15 protein-coding genes are annotated in these 16,260 nt (G+C 70.4%); 4 read left to right on the top strand and 11 right to left on the bottom strand.

The genetic code is table 11. The annotated features are described in order from the left end of the window. Positions 1 to 19: 19 nt before the first annotated feature. Positions 20 to 433, bottom strand: a complete 414-nt coding sequence (locus QQK29_RS11195) for a hypothetical protein (RefSeq protein WP_284300341.1) — start codon at positions 431 to 433, stop codon at positions 20 to 22. Then, entirely contained in the window at positions 430 to 570 is a 141-nt protein-coding gene (locus QQK29_RS11190) for a hypothetical protein (RefSeq protein WP_284300339.1), read from the bottom strand. The genes QQK29_RS11195 and QQK29_RS11190 overlap by 4 nt, the downstream gene beginning before the upstream one ends. A gap of 423 nt (positions 571 to 993) precedes the next feature. On the opposite strand from QQK29_RS11190, the gene QQK29_RS11185 reads away from it, so the two are divergent. Together QQK29_RS11185 and QQK29_RS11180 are read left to right on the top strand one after the other, a co-directional pair. Beyond that, on the top strand, positions 994 to 1,959 hold the full coding sequence (locus QQK29_RS11185; RefSeq protein ID WP_284300338.1) for a TIGR03885 family FMN-dependent LLM class oxidoreductase: 966 nt from the start codon (positions 994 to 996) through the stop codon (positions 1,957 to 1,959). After that, on the top strand, positions 1,956 to 3,617 hold the full coding sequence (locus tag QQK29_RS11180) for an alpha-amylase family protein (RefSeq protein WP_284300336.1): 1,662 nt from the start codon (positions 1,956 to 1,958) through the stop codon (positions 3,615 to 3,617). The genes QQK29_RS11185 and QQK29_RS11180 overlap by 4 nt, the downstream gene beginning before the upstream one ends. A 70-nt stretch (positions 3,618 to 3,687) precedes the next feature. Here the strand turns inward: QQK29_RS11180 and ftsY are convergent, their stop codons facing one another. Then, the gene (ftsY, locus tag QQK29_RS11175) at positions 3,688 to 4,557 is read right to left on the bottom strand and encodes a signal recognition particle-docking protein FtsY (RefSeq protein ID WP_284300333.1); all 870 of its coding nucleotides are present in this window, start codon (positions 4,555 to 4,557) and stop codon (positions 3,688 to 3,690) included. A gap of 129 nt (positions 4,558 to 4,686) precedes the next feature. Between ftsY and QQK29_RS11170 the strand changes: the two genes are divergently transcribed. Next, positions 4,687 to 5,241, top strand: coding sequence for a histidine phosphatase family protein (locus QQK29_RS11170; protein ID WP_284300331.1), 555 nt, complete (start codon positions 4,687 to 4,689; stop codon positions 5,239 to 5,241). Between the two features lie 6 nt (positions 5,242 to 5,247). Here QQK29_RS11170 and QQK29_RS11165 read toward each other — a convergent pair whose 3' ends face one another. Beyond that, on the bottom strand, positions 5,248 to 8,958 hold the full coding sequence (locus QQK29_RS11165) for an AAA family ATPase (RefSeq protein ID WP_284300329.1): 3,711 nt from the start codon (positions 8,956 to 8,958) through the stop codon (positions 5,248 to 5,250). Positions 8,959 to 9,145: 187 nt separating this feature from the next. Between QQK29_RS11165 and QQK29_RS11160 the strand changes: the two genes are divergently transcribed. After that, complete coding sequence (locus QQK29_RS11160; protein WP_284300328.1) at positions 9,146 to 10,153, top strand: GNAT family N-acetyltransferase; 1,008 nt, start codon at positions 9,146 to 9,148, stop codon at positions 10,151 to 10,153. A gap of 118 nt (positions 10,154 to 10,271) precedes the next feature. Here the strand turns inward: QQK29_RS11160 and QQK29_RS11155 are convergent, their stop codons facing one another. The 7 genes from QQK29_RS11155 to QQK29_RS11125 all read right to left on the bottom strand — a co-directional run bounded on the left by QQK29_RS11155 (position 10,272) and on the right by QQK29_RS11125 (position 16,258). Further along, positions 10,272 to 11,027, bottom strand: a complete 756-nt coding sequence (locus QQK29_RS11155; RefSeq protein WP_431308688.1) for a Bax inhibitor-1/YccA family protein — start codon at positions 11,025 to 11,027, stop codon at positions 10,272 to 10,274. Between the two features lie 330 nt (positions 11,028 to 11,357). After that, on the bottom strand, positions 11,358 to 12,245 hold the full coding sequence (mutM, locus tag QQK29_RS11150) for a bifunctional DNA-formamidopyrimidine glycosylase/DNA-(apurinic or apyrimidinic site) lyase (protein WP_284300325.1): 888 nt from the start codon (positions 12,243 to 12,245) through the stop codon (positions 11,358 to 11,360). A 9-nt stretch (positions 12,246 to 12,254) separates the two neighbouring features. Then, a complete protein-coding gene (gene rnc, locus QQK29_RS11145; protein WP_431308687.1) occupies positions 12,255 to 12,974 on the bottom strand; it encodes a ribonuclease III in 720 nt (239 codons plus the stop codon). A gap of 4 nt (positions 12,975 to 12,978) precedes the next feature. Then, positions 12,979 to 13,182 (bottom strand): 50S ribosomal protein L32, encoded by a 204-nt coding sequence (rpmF, locus tag QQK29_RS11140; RefSeq protein WP_141146263.1) that lies wholly within the window; start codon positions 13,180 to 13,182, stop codon positions 12,979 to 12,981. A 57-nt stretch (positions 13,183 to 13,239) separates the two neighbouring features. Beyond that, complete coding sequence (locus tag QQK29_RS11135) at positions 13,240 to 13,770, bottom strand: YceD family protein (protein ID WP_284300319.1); 531 nt, start codon at positions 13,768 to 13,770, stop codon at positions 13,240 to 13,242. Between the two features lie 117 nt (positions 13,771 to 13,887). Continuing rightward, positions 13,888 to 15,204 carry an aspartate aminotransferase family protein gene (locus QQK29_RS11130; protein ID WP_284300317.1) on the bottom strand — a complete coding sequence of 439 codons (1,317 nt, stop codon included), beginning with the start codon at positions 15,202 to 15,204 and terminating at the stop codon, positions 13,888 to 13,890. A 37-nt stretch (positions 15,205 to 15,241) separates the two neighbouring features. Continuing rightward, complete coding sequence (locus tag QQK29_RS11125; protein WP_284300315.1) at positions 15,242 to 16,258, bottom strand: TIGR03842 family LLM class F420-dependent oxidoreductase; 1,017 nt, start codon at positions 16,256 to 16,258, stop codon at positions 15,242 to 15,244. Positions 16,259 to 16,260: the final 2 nt, after the last annotated feature.

Genomic DNA, 16,260 nt, shown 5'->3' with positions numbered 1-16,260 from the left:
GCGGGTACTCCAGCCGGAATCAGGGCGTGGCCGGCTCCGTCGGAGGTTCGGGCGATGGCGAGCCCGTCGGCGACGGTGACGGCATCGGGTCGGTCGGCGCGGGCGGCGGGGGCGGCGCTGGCGCGGGCGTGGGCGTGGGCTGCGGGGTGGGCGTCGGCTGCGGGCTCGGCGCCGGCTGGGGGTCGGGCTGATCCTGGGGAGGCGGTGAGAAGTAGCTGTCGGTGATCGAGGCGCCGCACTCGTAGAGGCGCAGCAGCACGGTCGAGTTCGGACGGAAGGTGCCGGTGATGTCGGTGTCGCCGGCCGCGGCGATATCGGCCGTCATGATGCCCCCGTCCTTCGGCACGGCCGAGAGGAACGCCGCATTCTGCTTCACGAGCAGCTTGCCGTGTGTCGTTCCGGCGGGGATCCCGAACGCGGGCGTCGCGATCACGCCGCGATCGGCGCAACTGCCGGAGGGGCGCCGAGCGCCGGCAGCCCCTTCGAGCTGCGGAACGCGTTGACCGCAGAACGCACCTCCCGCACGTCGGCGACCGCCCAGACCAGTCCCGGGAAGGTGCCGTTGACCATTCCGAGGGGATTCGGCAGCCCTCCGCCGCCGCTCGAGGCGGCACCCTGAGCGTCCGGCACCGGGTCGGCGCGCTCGGCGGTCGCGTCGTCCGTCGCGATCGCGACGGGGTCGGCCGCCTCGAAGATGGGCAGCGTCCAGGGCCCTGTTTCCGCGGGCTCCCCGCTGCGGCGGACGCCGGAGACGCCGCGCCGTGCACGTCGCTCGACGGCACGCCCGAGGTGCCGAGAACCACGGCGCCGAGCGTGAGAACACCCAACATCGGACGGACCAGCGACATCGAGCCTCCCTCGGGTTGAGGTGATGCTAGCGGAACCTCAGGGGTGCTCACTACTGCCCGCCCTAGCCGACGTGCGCTTGGCTCGCAACGCCCTTGTCGTCCGCCGCTCGTCGGGCGAATCTCGACACGATCGAGAGGAGCCCGCGTGACCGTCATCGGCTTCCACGCCTCGCACGAGCAGAGCCCGCCATCGGAACTGCTGGCCGCGGTACAACGCGCCGAGCAGGTCGGCTTCGACGCCGCCATGTGCTCCGACCACTTCGCCCCCTGGAGCGAGCGCCAAGGCCACTCGGGGTACTCCTGGAGTTGGCTCGGTGCCGCGCTCGCCACCACGCGGTTACCGTTCGGCGTCGTCACGGCGCCCGGGCAGCGCGCGCATCCGGCGATCGTCGCGCAGGCGATCGCAACCCTCGGCGAGCTCTTCCCCGGCCGGTTCTGGGCCGCGCTCGGCAGCGGCGAGAACGTCAACGAGCACATCACCGGTGAGCCGTGGCCCGACCAGGCCACCCGCAACGCACGGTTGCGCGAATCCGTCGACGTCATCCGGCAGCTGCTGGCCGGCGAGCAGGTCGACGTCTCCAGACACGTGCGGGTGCACGAGGCGCGGCTCTGGTCGGTGCCGGATGCGACTCCGCGGCTCGTCGCGGCGGCGATCGGTCCCGAGACGGCGCGGCGCGCGGCCGAGTGGGCCGACGGCCTCATCACGGCCGCCCGGGATGCGGAATCGCTGCGACAGGTGATCGACGCCTACCGCGGCGCCGGAGGCCGGGGCCCGATCGCCCTGCAGGTGCACCTGAGCTGGGCACCCGACCACGACGAGGCGCTGCTGCTTGCTCACGACCAGTGGCGGCACGCCGTCATCGCGCCACCCGAGTTGTGGGACATCGACCATCCCGCGGAGTTCGACCGGCGCTGCGACGACGCCACGCCCGAGGAGATCGCCGAGCACGTCTTCGTGTCATCCGACCCCGACGCGCACATCGAGCACCTGCTCGCGCTCGCCGACCTTGGATTCGACGAGCTCTACCTGCACCACGTGGGGCAGGTCCAGGAGGGCTTCCTCACCGTGTTCGGACGCGAGGTGCTCCCCGAGCTGAAGGCGGCGCGATGAAGATCACCGACACGAGCGACCTGTGGTGGAAGACCGCGGTCGTCTACTGCCTCGACGTCGAGACCTACATGGACTGGGATGGCGACGGTCGCGGCGACCTCGAGGGGCTCGCCCACCGCATCGACCACCTCGCCGACCTGGGGGTGACCTGCCTCTGGCTCATGCCGTTCTATCCGACCCCCGGGCGCGACGACGGGTACGACATCACCGACTTCCTGAACGTCGACGGACGACTCGGCGACCTGGGCCGCTTCGTCGAGTTCATGCGCATGGCGAAGGATCGCGGCATGCGGGTCATCATCGACCTCGTCGTGAACCACACCTCCGACCAGCACCCCTGGTTCCGCAAGGCTCGGCAGAGCCGCGACTCCGTCTTCCACGACTACTACGTGTGGTGCGACGAGAAGCCCAAGAAGGAGGCGGCATCCGTCTTCCCCGGCGAGGAGACGAGCGTGTGGGCCTACGAGCCGAAGGTCGACCGCTACTACCTGCACAACTTCTACAAGCACCAGCCCGAGCTCAACATCGCCAACCCGCTCGTGCAAGACGAGATCGCGCGGGTCATGGGGTTCTGGCTCGAGCTGGGCGTCTCGGGGTTCCGTGTCGACGCCGTGCCGTTCCTGCTCGAGCTGCCGGAGGGCGTCGGGGGCGACCCGCACGACCACCTGCGCGACCTGCGTCGCTTCCTGCAACGGCGCTCGAGCGAGGCGATCCTGCTCGGCGAGGTGAACCTGGCGTATGAGCAGCAGCTGGAGTTCTTCGGCGGAGGCGATGGCGCATCCCAGCTCACGATGCAGTTCGACTTCATGGGCATGCAGTGGCTCTACCTGTCGCTCGCGCGCTCCGACGCGCGGCCGTTCGCCGAGATGCTCGCGACCCGCCCGCCCCTGCCGCCCGAGATGCAGTGGGCGAACTTCGTGCGCAACCACGACGAGCTCACCCTCGACAAGCTGTCCGACGCGGAGCGCGAGGAGGTCTTCGCGGCCTTCGCGCCGGAGGAGCGGATGCGGGTCTACGGTCGCGGCATCGTGCGTCGCCTGCCGTCGATGCTCGACGGCGATCCGCGCCGCATCGGCATGGTCTACAGCCTGCTGTTCTCGCTGCCGGGCACGCCGGTGCTGTTCTACGGCGAGGAGATCGGCATGGCCGAGAACCTCGAGATTCCGGGACGGATGTCGGTGCGCACACCCATGCAGTGGTCGGACGAGAAGCATGGCGGCTTCTCGACGGCGCCGCGTTCACGCCTCGTGTCGCGGCCCCCGAGCGGCGGCTACGCGCCCGAGCACGTGAACGTGATCTCGCAGCGGCACGACCCCGACTCCCTGCTGCGGCACATGCAGCGGCTCATCACGCGCTACCGCTCCTCCTCGGAGATCGGCTGGGGCGAGCTCGAGATCCTCGAGCACGACGTGCCGGCGGTCTTCGCCCACTCGGTGCGTTCCGACACCGGACGCATGATCGCCCTGCACAACTTCGCGCCCGAGGCGGCAACCGTGCCGATCACCGTGGCGGGCGAGCCCGACGACACCGTGCTCGCCGACCTGCTGCGCGAGGCCACCACCCCGCTCGGCCCGCGCGGTCGCGTCGACGTCGAACTCGAGCCCTACGGCTACCGCTGGCTGCGGGTGCTGCGCCCCGGAGACCACCGTCTCAGCTGACGGTGATTCGTGGCGCGGCTGGAGCCGCGCCCCTGCGGCGGGAGAACCGCCCCCGCCGCCGGCGGCCCGCTCAGCCGACGAGCTGCTGCGCGAACACGTGCGGAGTGAAGCCCGTGAGGTCGTCGATGCCCTCGCCCTGCCCCACGAGCTTGACCGGGATGCCGGTCTTCTGCTGCACGGCGAGCACGAAGCCGCCCTTGGCCGAGCCGTCGAGCTTGGTGAGCACGAGCCCGGTCACTCCCGCGTGCTGGATGAAGGCGTCGGCCTGTGCGAGCCCGTTCTGCCCGGTGGTCGCGTCGAGCACGAGGAGCACCTCGGCGATGGGCTCGAGCTTCTCGACGACGCGGCGCACCTTGCTGAGCTCGTCCATCAGACCCGACTTGGTCTGCAGTCGGCCCGCGGTGTCGATGAGCACGATCTCGACACCCTCACGCTGCGCGAGTTCGACGGTCTGGAAGGCGACGGATGCCGGATCCTGCCCCGCCTGCTGCGGCCGCACGATGCGTGAGCCCGCCCGCTCGGCCCAGGTCGCGAGCTGTTCGACGGCCGCGGCGCGGAAGGTGTCGGCGGCCCCCACGACGACGCTGCGGCCGTGCGTGGTGAGGAACTTCGCGAACTTGCCGATCGTCGTCGTCTTGCCCACGCCGTTCACGCCGACGACGAGCACGACGGCGGGCCGCGCGGTGAGGTGCAAGGTGGAGTCGAGCTTCGCGAGGCGCTCCTCGATCGACTCGCGCAGCATCCGCTGCAGGTCCTTCGGATCGGTCGTGCGGTAGCGCTCGACGCTCGCGCGCAGCTCGTCGATGATCGTCTCGGTGAGATCCGGGCCGAAGTCGGCGCTCAGCAGCGCCGTCTCCAGGTCGTCCCAGGTGTTCTCGTCGATCGTCGCCTTCTGGAACATGCCGCGCAATGCGCCGCCGAGAGACCAGGATGCCGCCATGCAGCCAGGCTACCCGGCGCTGTCGGATGCAGTCGTGCAGGAACCGAGGCGGAGATGCCCGGACCTCCGAGCCCCCTCTACGCCCACGCCCGGGAGCTCCTGCACCGCAGCGTCAGGCAGGATGGACGGGTGACCCTTGCTTTCATCCGCCATGGCCAGACCGACTGGAACCGCGACGGACTCCTCCAGGGGTCGAGCGACATCCACCTCAACGACACCGGGCGTCAGCAGGCGCGCGAGGCGGAAGGGATGCTGACGCAGTGGACGTGGGACGCCATCGTGAGCTCCCCGCTCGCCCGGGCGCGCGAGACCGCACGCATCGTCGCCGAAGACCTCGGCTTGCAGCTCGGGCCCGCCTATCCCGAGCTCGCGGAGCGCGACTACGGCCCCCTCGAGGGCACGCCGAGCGCGGAGGCGATCGAGCGCTGGCCCGACCGCGCGTACCCCGGCGCAGAGTCGCTCGATGACGTCGTAGCCCGGGGCCTGCGGGGCCTCGCGCGCATCGACGCCGACTACCCCGGGCGCAACGTGGTGGTGGTGTGCCACGGCACGATCATGAAGTACACCCTCATCCGGCTCACCGGCTACCCCGTCGAGGTCGTGCTCAACGGTGCCGTGTCGACGATGGAGCGGGACGGCGACGGCTGGCGGGTGCTCACCGTCAACGGCGAGCCGGTGGCGTAGCGCCACTCAGCTCGCGCGTTCGCCCTGGGACTCCGCCTCGGTCACGACGCGCTGCCCGACGACCGCGCTCACACCGTCTTGCCGCATCGAGACGCCGTAGAGGGCATCCGCGATCTCCATCGTGCGCTTCTGGTGGGTGATCACGATGAGCTGCGAGTTCTCGCGCAGCCGCTCGATGACGCTCAGCAGGCGGCCGAGGTTGGCGTCGTCGAGCGCCGCCTCCACCTCGTCGAGGATGTAAAACGGGCTCGGCCGCGCCGTGAAGATCGCGAACAGCAGCGCGACCGCCGCGAGGGAGCGCTCGCCGCCCGAGAGCAGTGACAGGCGCTCGATCTTCTTGCCCGCGGGCTTGACCGTGACCTCGATGCCGGTGGTGAGCAGGTTGTCGGGGTCGGTGAGGTGCAGCGAGCCGGTGCCGCCCGGGAAGAGCAGCGGGAAGACCTCGTCGAACGCGGCCTTCGTGTCGGCGAAGGCGGCGGCGAAGATGTCCTGCATCTTCTCGTCGATCTCGTCGATGATCGTGAGCAGGTCCTTGCGGGTGGCCGTGAGGTCGGCGAGCTGCTCGGTGAGGAACTTGTGGCGCTGCTCGAGCGCCGCGAACTCCTCGAGGGCCAGCGGGTTCACCCGGCCGAGCTGGGCGTACTTGCGCTCGGCCTTCTCGAGGCGCGCCTTCTGCTTCGCGCGGTCGAACGGCTCGGTCGCCACGGCATCCGTCTGCTGCACCGCGTCGGGCACGTCGTCGCCGGCCTCGATTGTCGAAAATGCAGGAGAACCGGCCTCAGCGTCCGCATCCGCTCCCGAGTTCTCGGGGGTGCTCGGAATTCTCCTGCATTTTCGACATTGCGGCAGGGCTCGGAGCGGCGGATGCGGGGGCACGTCGGCGGCGGGCGACGCGGCTGCGGCAGGCGCGTCGACGGGAACGGGCACGTGGGGTCCGTACTCGGCGACGAGCACGTCCTCGACGAGGCCGAGCTCGTCGGCGGCGCGCTCGAGCAGGCTCGAGAGGTGCAGCTTCTTCTCGTAGGCCTGCATCTCGAGGCCGTGGACGTTCTCGTTGAGGGCCGCGAGCCGCTCGCGCAGCCCCGCCTCGGTGCGCCGCAGCTCGGCGAGCTCCTCGTTCTGCTTGGCGCGGTCGGCCTCGGCGGCGGCGAGCGCGACGCGCGCCTCAGCGACGGAGCGATCGGCGGTGTCGAGCACGGCCGGCAGCACCTCGATGACGCCCTGCGCCGCCTCGATCTGGTGGCGGCGGATCACAGCGAGCCGCGCGGCCTCCTCCGCCGCGGCACGCTCGGCCTCGAGTCGGCGCTTCAACTGCTCGGCCTGCTCGCGCTGGGCGCGTACACGCTCGCGTGCCGTCTCGAGCTCGACGCGGGCCGCCACCTCGACGGTGCGCGCGTTCTCGAGCTCGCTGAGCAGCTCGTCGCGGGCCGACACATCCAGCATGGGGCGCGGCGTCGCCGCGTGGGCGTCGCGATCGGCGATGGCCTTCTCGACCCCCGCCTCGGCGACCGCGACCTGCTCGCCGAGACCGCCCATCGCCTCCGCGAGGCGCTCGCTCTCGGCGGCGGCCGCCTCGAGCTGCACGCGCGAACGTCCGAGGGCCTCCGAGCGCTCGGCGAGGCGCGCCTCGAACTGCTTGAGCGCCGTCGAGGCCTGCACGAGGTCGATGCGGGCCAGGTCGAGCTTCTCGCGCTGCTCGGCGAGCTCGTGCGCCAGGCGCTCGATCGTGGTGGTGACGCCCACGAGCTTCTGCTGCGCGGCATCCCGCTCGGCGAGCAGCTCGATACGGCTGCGTCCGGCGCCGGATCCGCCGCGCAGCACGTGCTCGGCGAGCACGTCGCCCGCACGCGTGATCACCGTGATGCCGCCGAGCTTCGCGAGCGCGGGCCAGGCGGCGCGCGCCACCTCGAGATCGTCGGCCACCACGACGCCGGCGAGCACGCCTCGGATGCCGTTGGGTCCTGTCACGAGCGACGCGGCACTGCGCACCCCGGTCGGCAGTCCCGTCGGATCGGCGGGAGCCGCGGCGTCGGCCACGACGATCTCCACGCGCCCCGCCTCGGCGTCGCGGGCATGCCGAAGGGCCGCAACCCCGGCATCCCAGCTTTCGGCGAGCACGGCGTCGGCGAGCGAGCCGAAGGCGGCGGCGATCGCTGCTTCGTAGCCGGACTCGACCTTGATGTGCTCGGCCACGAGGCCCCGGATGCCGCTCAGATTGATGATCTGCTGCGATCCGTCCTGCTGGTCGGTCGCCATCGTGAGGGCGCTCGTGCGCGCCGCGAGGGCGTCGCGCTCGCGCTCGGCGGTGTGCAGTTCCTCCCGGAGCGCGTCGACGCGATCCTGCAGCGAGGTGACCGCCTGTTCGGCCGCGGTGACGGCGTGGGCGAGCTCGGTGTCTTCGGCGACGCCCTCGTCGTCGCCCTCGAGGGCGAGCAGTTCGGCCCGGGCAGCCTCGCGACGCTCCTCGGAGGCCGCGAGCGCCGTGCGCTGCCGCTCGAGCTGCGCACGCAAGGCGCCGAGCCGCTCCTCGGCGGCGCGCACGGCACCCGCGAGGCGTCCCTGCTCGAGGTCGTGCTGGCTCACGAGCGCCGACTGGGCGCTGATCTCCTCGTCGAGCGAGTCGAGGCTCGCCCGTGCGGTCGCGGTCGCCGCCGTCGCCCGCCCGAGCACCGCCTCCGCCTCGGCGATACCACTCTGCAGACGCTCGGCCTCGGCGAAGGCGTCGGCAACGGTCGACTCCGAGAGCGTCGCCCCCATGCCCGGCAGCTCGGACTGCTGCGAGAGCAACGAGAGGCGCTGATTGGCGAGCGTGTAGAGAGAACGCAGGCGGTCCTGCACCTGCTCGAGGCCGAAGGCGATGCGCCGGGCCTCGTCGACCGCATCCGAGCTCTCCGACTGCTCGATGCGGGCTTGACGCAGCTTCGACTGGTCGAGCTGCTCCTGCAGCACGACGCGCTCGGTCTTGCGCTCCGACTCGGTGCGGGTGACATCCGTGATCGAGCGGCGCAGTTCGACGACCTCGTCGGCCAGCAGGCGGGCCCGCGCGTCCCGCACGATCGCGGCGATGGTCTGGGCCTCGCGCGCGATCTGCGCCTGCTGCCCGAGGGGCTTGAGCTGGCGGCGGATCTCGCCGGCGAGATCGGAGAGGCGCGTGAGGTTGGCCTGCATCGCGTCGAGCTTGCGGAGCGTCTTCTCCTTGCGGCGGCGGTGCTTGAGGATGCCGGCCGCCTCCTCGATGAAGCCGCGCCGGTCTTCGGGGGTCGCGTGGAGCACCTGGTCGAGCTGGCCCTGTCCGACGATGACGTGCATCTCGCGTCCGAGACCGGAGTCGGAGAGCAGCTCCTGCACATCCAGCAGACGGCACTGCTCGCCGTTGATCGCGTACTCGCTGCCGCCGTTGCGGAACAGCGTGCGCGAGATCGTGACCTCGGCGTATTCGATCGGCAGTGCGCCATCCGCGTTGTCGATCGTGAGCTGCACCTCGGCGCGCCCCAGTGGCCCACGCGTGGCGGTGCCGGCGAAGATGACGTCCTCCATCTTGCCGCCGCGCAGCGTCTTGGCGCCCTGCTCGCCCATCACCCAGGCGAGGCCGTCGACGACGTTCGACTTGCCCGATCCGTTCGGGCCGACGACGCATGTGACGCCCTTCTCGAAGGCGAAGGTGGTCGGTTGGGCGAACGACTTGAACCCCTTGAGGGTCAAGCTCTTCAGATGCACCGGCCACCTCCTCCGTGCTCGCGGCTCGCGTCGCTCTACGCTACCGTCCGGCGCGCTCGCCTCGGTTCACAAACGCTGCAGCGCCATGCCCGGCGCGGCAGTCATTTCGGGCGCGCGCCGCTCAACGCTGCAGCGTTTGGCCAGCTGGTCGGATGCGGTGGCCCGGCATCGGTGTCAGGCTGGGCGGATGAGCGACATCGTCGTCGAGGAGCTGCCGATCCCCAGCGAGCGCAGCGGCACCGCGTGGGCCGACTTCGCCGAGACGGTCGAGGTGCGCAACACCGTCGAGGAGCTGGGCTACGGGACCCCGGACGTGCGAGTGACGGCCGAGACCCTGCTCGGGTGGTTCCAGGACCCGCACTCCCCGCACCACCTGTTCGCCGTGCGCCTGGACGGCCGCATCGTCGCACGCGGTCTGTACGAGCACCTCGCTGAAGGCGACACGCGCGCGTGCTGGGTGGACGCCCGGGTGCTGCCCGCGTACCGCGGGCGCGGCATCGGCACCGCGATCATGGATCACGCCGAGGCGCGTGCCCGGGCCGAGGGCCGCACCCACGCGATCGTCTACATCGTCTCGCCCGAGGGCCCCGGTCCGCGCATCGAGCCGCCGACCGGTTCGGGTTCGCTTCCCGCCGACAATCCCGAGGTGCGCTTCCTGCTGCACCGCGGTTACCGGCTCGAGCAAGTGGTGCGCGGCAGCCGCCTCCCGCTGCCGCTCGATGCCGACGGGCTCGACGCACGTCTCGCAGCGGCGCGCGCTCGCACGGGCGACGGCTACACGATCCGGGAGTGGACCGGCACGACACCCGAGGCGTTCCGCGACGACATGGCCGTGCTCTACACGCGCATGAGCACCGACGCGCCGCAGGGGGCGCTCGAAGAACCGGAGGACATCTGGACCGGCGACCGCGTCGCCGAGCACGAGGAGCGCACCAACAGCGACGGCACGGTTCTGCTGACGGTCGCGGCCGAGGCCCCCGACGGCCACCTCGCGGGCTTCACGCAGCTCTCGGTGCCGCCTGCGGCATCCGCCCCCGTCGAGCAGCGCGACACCCTCGTGCTGCGCGAGCACCGCGGCCACGCACTCGGGATGCTGCTCAAGCTCGCGAACCTCGCCCAGCTGGCGCGCACGCATCCGGGGCACCCTCGATCACCACCTGGAATGCCGACGAGAACCGCCACATGCTCGACGTGAACGAGGCGCTCGGCTTCGTGCCGATGGGCTACGAGGGCGCCTGGAAGCTCGAGCTCTGAGACGACGACGGCCCCGCGGATGATCCGCGGGGCCGTGTTCGAAGCGTCGGCTCGAGGCCTCAGCGTCGCGCGATGGCGATGAGGCGCAGGATCTCGAGGTAGAGCCAGATGACGGTGACCATGATGCCGAAGGCGCCGGTCCACTGGTACTTCTTCGGGATGCGGTTCTGCGCACCCTTCTGGATGAAGTCGAAGTCCAGCACGAGCGAGTACGCACCCAGCAGTACCGCGAGCACGCCCAGGAGGATGCCGAGCGGGATGCCGAAGATCTCGACGCCGGTGCGCAGGCCCCACGGGTCGGTGGAGACGCCGAAGACCATGAGCCCCACGTTGATGAGCGAGAAGACGAGGTAGCCGACCATCGCGACGAGGAAGATCTTCGTGGCCCGTGCCGAGGCGCGAATCTTGCCGCTCGCGAAGAGCACGAGGGTGACGCCGACGACCGCGAAGGTTCCCAGCACGGCCTGCGTGACGATCCCCGGATACATCGACTCGAAAAGCGAGGAGATGCCGCCCAGGAAGATGCCCTGCGCGCCCGCGTAGCCGAGGATCAGTGCCGGCGAGGGCTCGCGCTTGAAGATGTTGACGAGGGCGAGCACGAAGCCGACGATCGCGGCGCCGATGAAGAGGAACGGCACGATCGGCAGAGTGACCCATCCGATCGCGGCCCCCAGGAGCAGCACGCCGAAGGTCGCGAACGAGACGCGCACGGTGCCGTCGACCGTCATCGGTGCGGCAGCGGCCGGGTCGGGCGCCGACGGCAGCTCGAACTGCGTCTGCAACTGCTCGGCGGTCGGCGTCGGGATCGTGGGCACCCCTTGCCGTTGAAGGCGGGGTTCGTCGAGAAAGCGGGATTGGCCATGGCGTGTCCTTACGTCGGGTCCTCGACCCAGATTACCGGGGCGGGTGCCTTCCTGGCTGTGCGATCGCCGCATCCGCTTGCCCCGTGCCTTTGTCGAAAATGCAGGAGATCTCGGGCGTGTCGGAGGCCACAGGCCCGCACATCCGCGGCGGGCGGGCGGCGACTCCTGCATTTTCGACATAGCGGGCGGCGCGCGACGCGGTGAGGTCGCGGATGCGGTCAGGCGGAGCGGGGCGCGCGGATGCGGTCAGGCGCGCGGATGCGGTCAGGCGCGCGGATGCGGTCAGGCGGAGCGGGGCACGCGGATGCGCTGGCAGCGGGGGCAGAAATGCGAGCCGCGGTTCATGAACACCTCGCGCACGATCGGCGTGCCGCAGCGCGGGCACGGCAGCCCCTGCTGCCCGTACGCGTTGAGCGAGTGCGAGAAGTAGCCGGATGCGCCGTTCACGTTGACGTATTGGGCGTCGAAGCTCGTGCCGCCCTCGGCGAGCGCCTTCGCGAGCACCATGCGCACCTCGGCGAGCAGCGTGCGGGCCCGAGCCCTGCTGAGGGCGCGGGTCGGCTGGTCGTAGTGGATGCGCGCGGCCCAGAGCGCCTCGTCGGCATAGATGTTGCCGATACCCGACACGAGGGTCTGATCGAGCAGCGCGCGCTTGATCGTCGTGTCGCGTCGGGCGAGCCGGTCGAGAAAGACCCGGTCGTCGAAGTGCGGGTCGAGCGGATCGCGAGCGATGTGGACGACGGACCTCGGCACCCGCTCCCCGGGCTGGTCACCTGTCGGCACGAGCTCGTCGAGGGCCATCGAGCCGAAGATGCGCTGGTCGACGAAGTCGAGGCGCACGGGCCCGTGGCCGGGCTGCACCATGTCGAGAACGATCCGGGTGAGCTTCGCGATCTCGGCATCCGGGTCGCGCAGCAGCACCTGGCCGCTCATGCCGAGGTGCACGACGAGCGCTTCGTCGCTCTCGGCCACCGGCAGCCAGAGGTACTTGCCGCGGCGGGAGGGCGCGGCAAGCACCGCGCCCGTCAGGCGGTGGATGAAGTCCTCTGCGGGACCCGGATGCCGGCGCAGCGAGCGCTCGTCGAACACGCGCACGCGCGTGACCACGGCATCCGTGGCTGCGGGCACGAGGCCCGCGCGCACGACCTCGACCTCGGGAAGCTCAGGCACGCGCGCGCCTCAGCGCTTGGGGCGCTGCAAGATGGCCCACGCGGCGAGTGCGGCGGCCATCTCCGCCTGCTTCTTGCTGGTGCCGTCGCCGGATGCGATCGTCTCGCCCGCGATCGCGACCTCCGCCGTGAAGCGCTTGGAGTGATCCGGGCCCGAGTCGGTGACGCTGTAGTGCGGAAGGCCCTTGCCGAGACGGGTCGAGAGCTCCTGCAGGCTCGTCTTCGGGTCCATGGAGGCGCCGAAGCGGTCGGGGTCGGCCATGAGCGGCGCGATGAGGCGCAGCACGAGCGCGGTCGCGGCATCCGGGCCCACCGAGAGGTAGGCGGCACCGATGATCGCCTCGACGCAGTCCGCGAGGATCGACTGCTTCTCGCGCCCGCCCGTGAGCTCCTCACCGCGGCCGAGCAGCAGGTAGCGGCCGAGCTGGATGTTGGCGGCGATCTCGGCGAGCGCAGCCGAACTCACGAGGCTGGCACGGCGCTTGGCCAGCTCACCCTCGTCGACATCCGGGTTCTCGAGGTAGAGCATGACGGTGACCGCCTGCCCGAGGATCGAGTCCCCCAGGAACTCGAGTCGCTCGTTGTGGCCGATGCCGCCGTTCTCGTACGCGTACGAGCGGTGCGTGAGCGCAAGGGTCAGCAGCTCGGGTTCGATCTCGAGCTGCAGCACCGAGTTCAACTCGGCGCGATCGACCTCGCCATCCGCAGCGGAGGGACTGCCGGACAGCACCGACTCAGACGTCGGCGACCTTACGGCCCTTGTACTCCAGGTACAGCGGAGTACCGGCCGAGTCCTCGACGACCTTCGCGCGGTGCGGGAGGCTGTAGGTGACCTTGCCGTTCTCGACGGTCTTCACAAGGGTCGGCACGGACGCCTTCCACTGCGAGCGGCGGGCGTGCGTGTTGGCACGGGACTGGCGGCGCTTGGGAACGGCCATGGCTGTCTCTACTTTCGTGTTCGGCACCCTGCGCGTCGGGGCAGGGGCCGGAGCTCGTTATTCGGTGTCGGTGTTGTTCTCAGGGCGGAAGCCCTCGAGCGCCGCCCACCGGGGGTCGGTCGCCTCGCGGTTCTGCGGCACGGCACCATCCGGCAGCTTCTCCCCCGTGAGGGAGTCGAGGCCGGGGCAATCCGGTCGACATACCGGCTGGAACGGCAGTGCCAGCACCACCGCATCCCGCACGACGGATTCGAGATTCACGTGATCGTCTCGAATCGCGAAGTCGAAAGCTTCGTCTTGAGAATACGCGAAAAGCTCCTGGAATTCGACCTCGACCGGCACCTCGACCGGGTCGAGGCAGCGCACGCACTCGCCGTCGGCGGTCGTGTCGACCTCGCCGGTGACGAGCACGCCGTCGTGCAGGCCCTCGAGCCTCAGGTCGATGCGGATCGGTTCGCCCTGCTTGACGACCGCGATCGACTCGCCGAGCTGCTCGGGCACGTCGAACTCGAGCACGCGCTCACGCAGCTCGCCGGGGCGGTGCATGAGGTCGTGCACGGGCACGAGGTAGGGGCTGGTTGCAGGCACGATCGATGAGTTTACGCGGCTCCTCGCCGTGCTGCTCGAACGCTGCAGCGTTACGCCTCGAGCGCCGGTCATTCCTGCCGCGCGGGGCGTAGAGCTACAGCGATTGGCAGAGAAGACTCAGCCGGCGACGGCGGTGAAGGCCTCGTCGAGGATCGCGAGCGCCCGCAGGCACTCCTCGGTGGTGACGGTGCACGGCGGCACCACGTGGATGCGGTTGTCGGCGGCGAAGGGCAGGTAGCCGCGCGCCATGAGCTCCTTCTTGAGAGCCCCGATCGTCGCCCCCGGAACCGGTTCGCGCGTCTCGCGGTCGGTCACCAGGTCGAGCGCCCAGAACACGCCGGTCCCGCGCACCTCGCCGATCATCGGATGCTGCTCCGCGAGCGCGTGCAGCCCCGGCCCCAGCACCTCGCGGCCGATCCGCGCGGCGTTCTCGATGATGCCCTCCTCCTCCATGGCATCCATCGACGCGACGATCGACGCCGCGGCGAGCGGGTGCCCCGAGTAGGTGAGCCCGCCCGGGAACACCTGGTCGTCGAAGGCATGCGCGATCGACTCCGAGATGATGACGCCGCCGACCGGCACGTATCCCGAGTTGACGCCCTTCGCGAAGGTCACGAGGTCGGGCACGATCCCCGTGGGGTTGATCTCGGGGTTCTGCCACGCGAACCAGTCGCCGGTGCGCCCGAAGCCCGACATCACCTCGTCGATGATGAGCAGGATGCCGTAGCGGTCGCACAGTTCGCGCACGCCCGCATACCATCCGGGCGGCGGCATGATGACGCCCGCCGTGCCCGGCACGCCCTCGAGCAGCAGCGCCGCGATCGAGGCGGCCCCCTCCGAGACGATGACGCGCTCGAGGTGGTGGAGGGCGCGCTCGGCCTCCTGCTCGGGCGAGTCCGACCAGAACTCGGAGCGGTACGGGAACGGCCCGAAGAAGTGGGCGTGCCCGCGTGCGAACTCGTTCGGCACCCGGCGCCAGTCCCCCGTCGCCACGACCGCGGCCCCCGTGTTGCCGTGGTAGCTGCGGTAGGTGGAGAGGATCTTGTCGCGACCGCTCGTGACGCGCGCCATCCGGATGGCGTTCTCGTTGGCATCCGCACCGCCGTTGGTGAAGAACACCTTGCCGAAGGCGGGCCCGGCCTTGGCGAGGATGCGGGATGCCGCCTCGCCCCGCACGAGGTTCGCGTGCGCAGGTGCGACGGTGGCGAGCGTCGCCGCCTGCTCCTGGATCGCGGCGACGACCTTCGGATGCGAGTGCCCGATGTTGACGTTGACGAGCTGGCTCGAGAAGTCGAGGTAGCGGTTGCCCTCGCAGTCCCACACCTCGGTTCCCGAGCCGCCCGCGAGAGCGAAGTCGGACAACGCTGCCTGCGCCGACCACGAGTGGAAGACGTGGGCGTGGTCGAGGTCGATGACCTCGCGGTTGGTGCTCATCGGGTGCGTCCTGTTCTTTCTCTGAAGGTGCTGCCCGTCACGCCTTGGCGGCGACGGTGTCACGGAGCGCCGGGATGACGGTCTCGCCGTACACCCGCAACGTCTCCTCCTTATTGTCGTGCTGCAGGTATCCGGCGAACTGCTGCACGCCGATCGAGCGCAGCTCCTCGAGCTTCGCGATGTGGTCGGAGGTGTCGCCGAGCAGGCAGAATCGGTCGACGATCTCGTCGGGCACGAAGTCGACGTGGTCGTTGTCGGCCTTGCCGTGCGTGTTGTAGTCGTAGCCCGTGCGCCCGGCGATGTAGTCGGTGAGCGCCTGCGGCACGGCTCCCGAGGTGCCGTATTTGGCGACGATGTCGGCCACGTGGTTGCCGACCATGCCGCCGAACCACCGGCACTGCTCGCGCATGTGCTGCCAGTCGTCGCCCACGTAGAAGGGGGCGGCGACGCAGAAGGTGATGGCATCCGGATCGCGTCCGGCCTTCTCGGCGGCCTCGCGCACCGTGCGGATCATCCACTTGGCGATGTCGACGTCCGCGAGCTGCAGGATGAAGCCGTCGCCCACCTCGCCCGCGAGCTTGAGCGCGAGCGGGCCGTAAGCCGCCACCCACACCTCGAGCTCCGAGCCCTCGGACCACGGCAGCCGCAGCGTCGAGCCGTTGTACTCGACCTCGCGGCTGTTGCCGAGCTCGCGGATCACGTGGATCGCCTCGCGCAGCTCGGTGAGGGTCGTCGGCTTTCCGTTGGTGACGCGCACCGCCGAGTCGCCGCGTCCGATGCCGACGACCGTGCGGTTGCCGTACATCTCGTTGAGCGTCGCGAACACGGATGCCGTGACGGTCCAGTCGCGGGTGGCCGGGTTGGTCACGAACGGGCCGACCTTGATGCGGCGGGTCTCGGCGAGGATCTGGCTGTAGATGACGTAGGGCTCCTGCCACAGGATGTGCGAGTCGAACGTCCACACGTGGCTGAATCCGTATTGCTCGGCGAGCTTCGCGAGGTGCACGGTGCGGCTCGCGGGCGGATTGGTCTGAAGTACCGCTCCGAAGTCCATCG

This window comes from Homoserinibacter gongjuensis (assembly GCF_030161875.1).
Taxonomy (GTDB): domain Bacteria; phylum Actinomycetota; class Actinomycetes; order Actinomycetales; family Microbacteriaceae; genus Homoserinibacter; species Homoserinibacter gongjuensis.
This window is presented reverse-complemented; position numbering and strand designations above follow the sequence as displayed.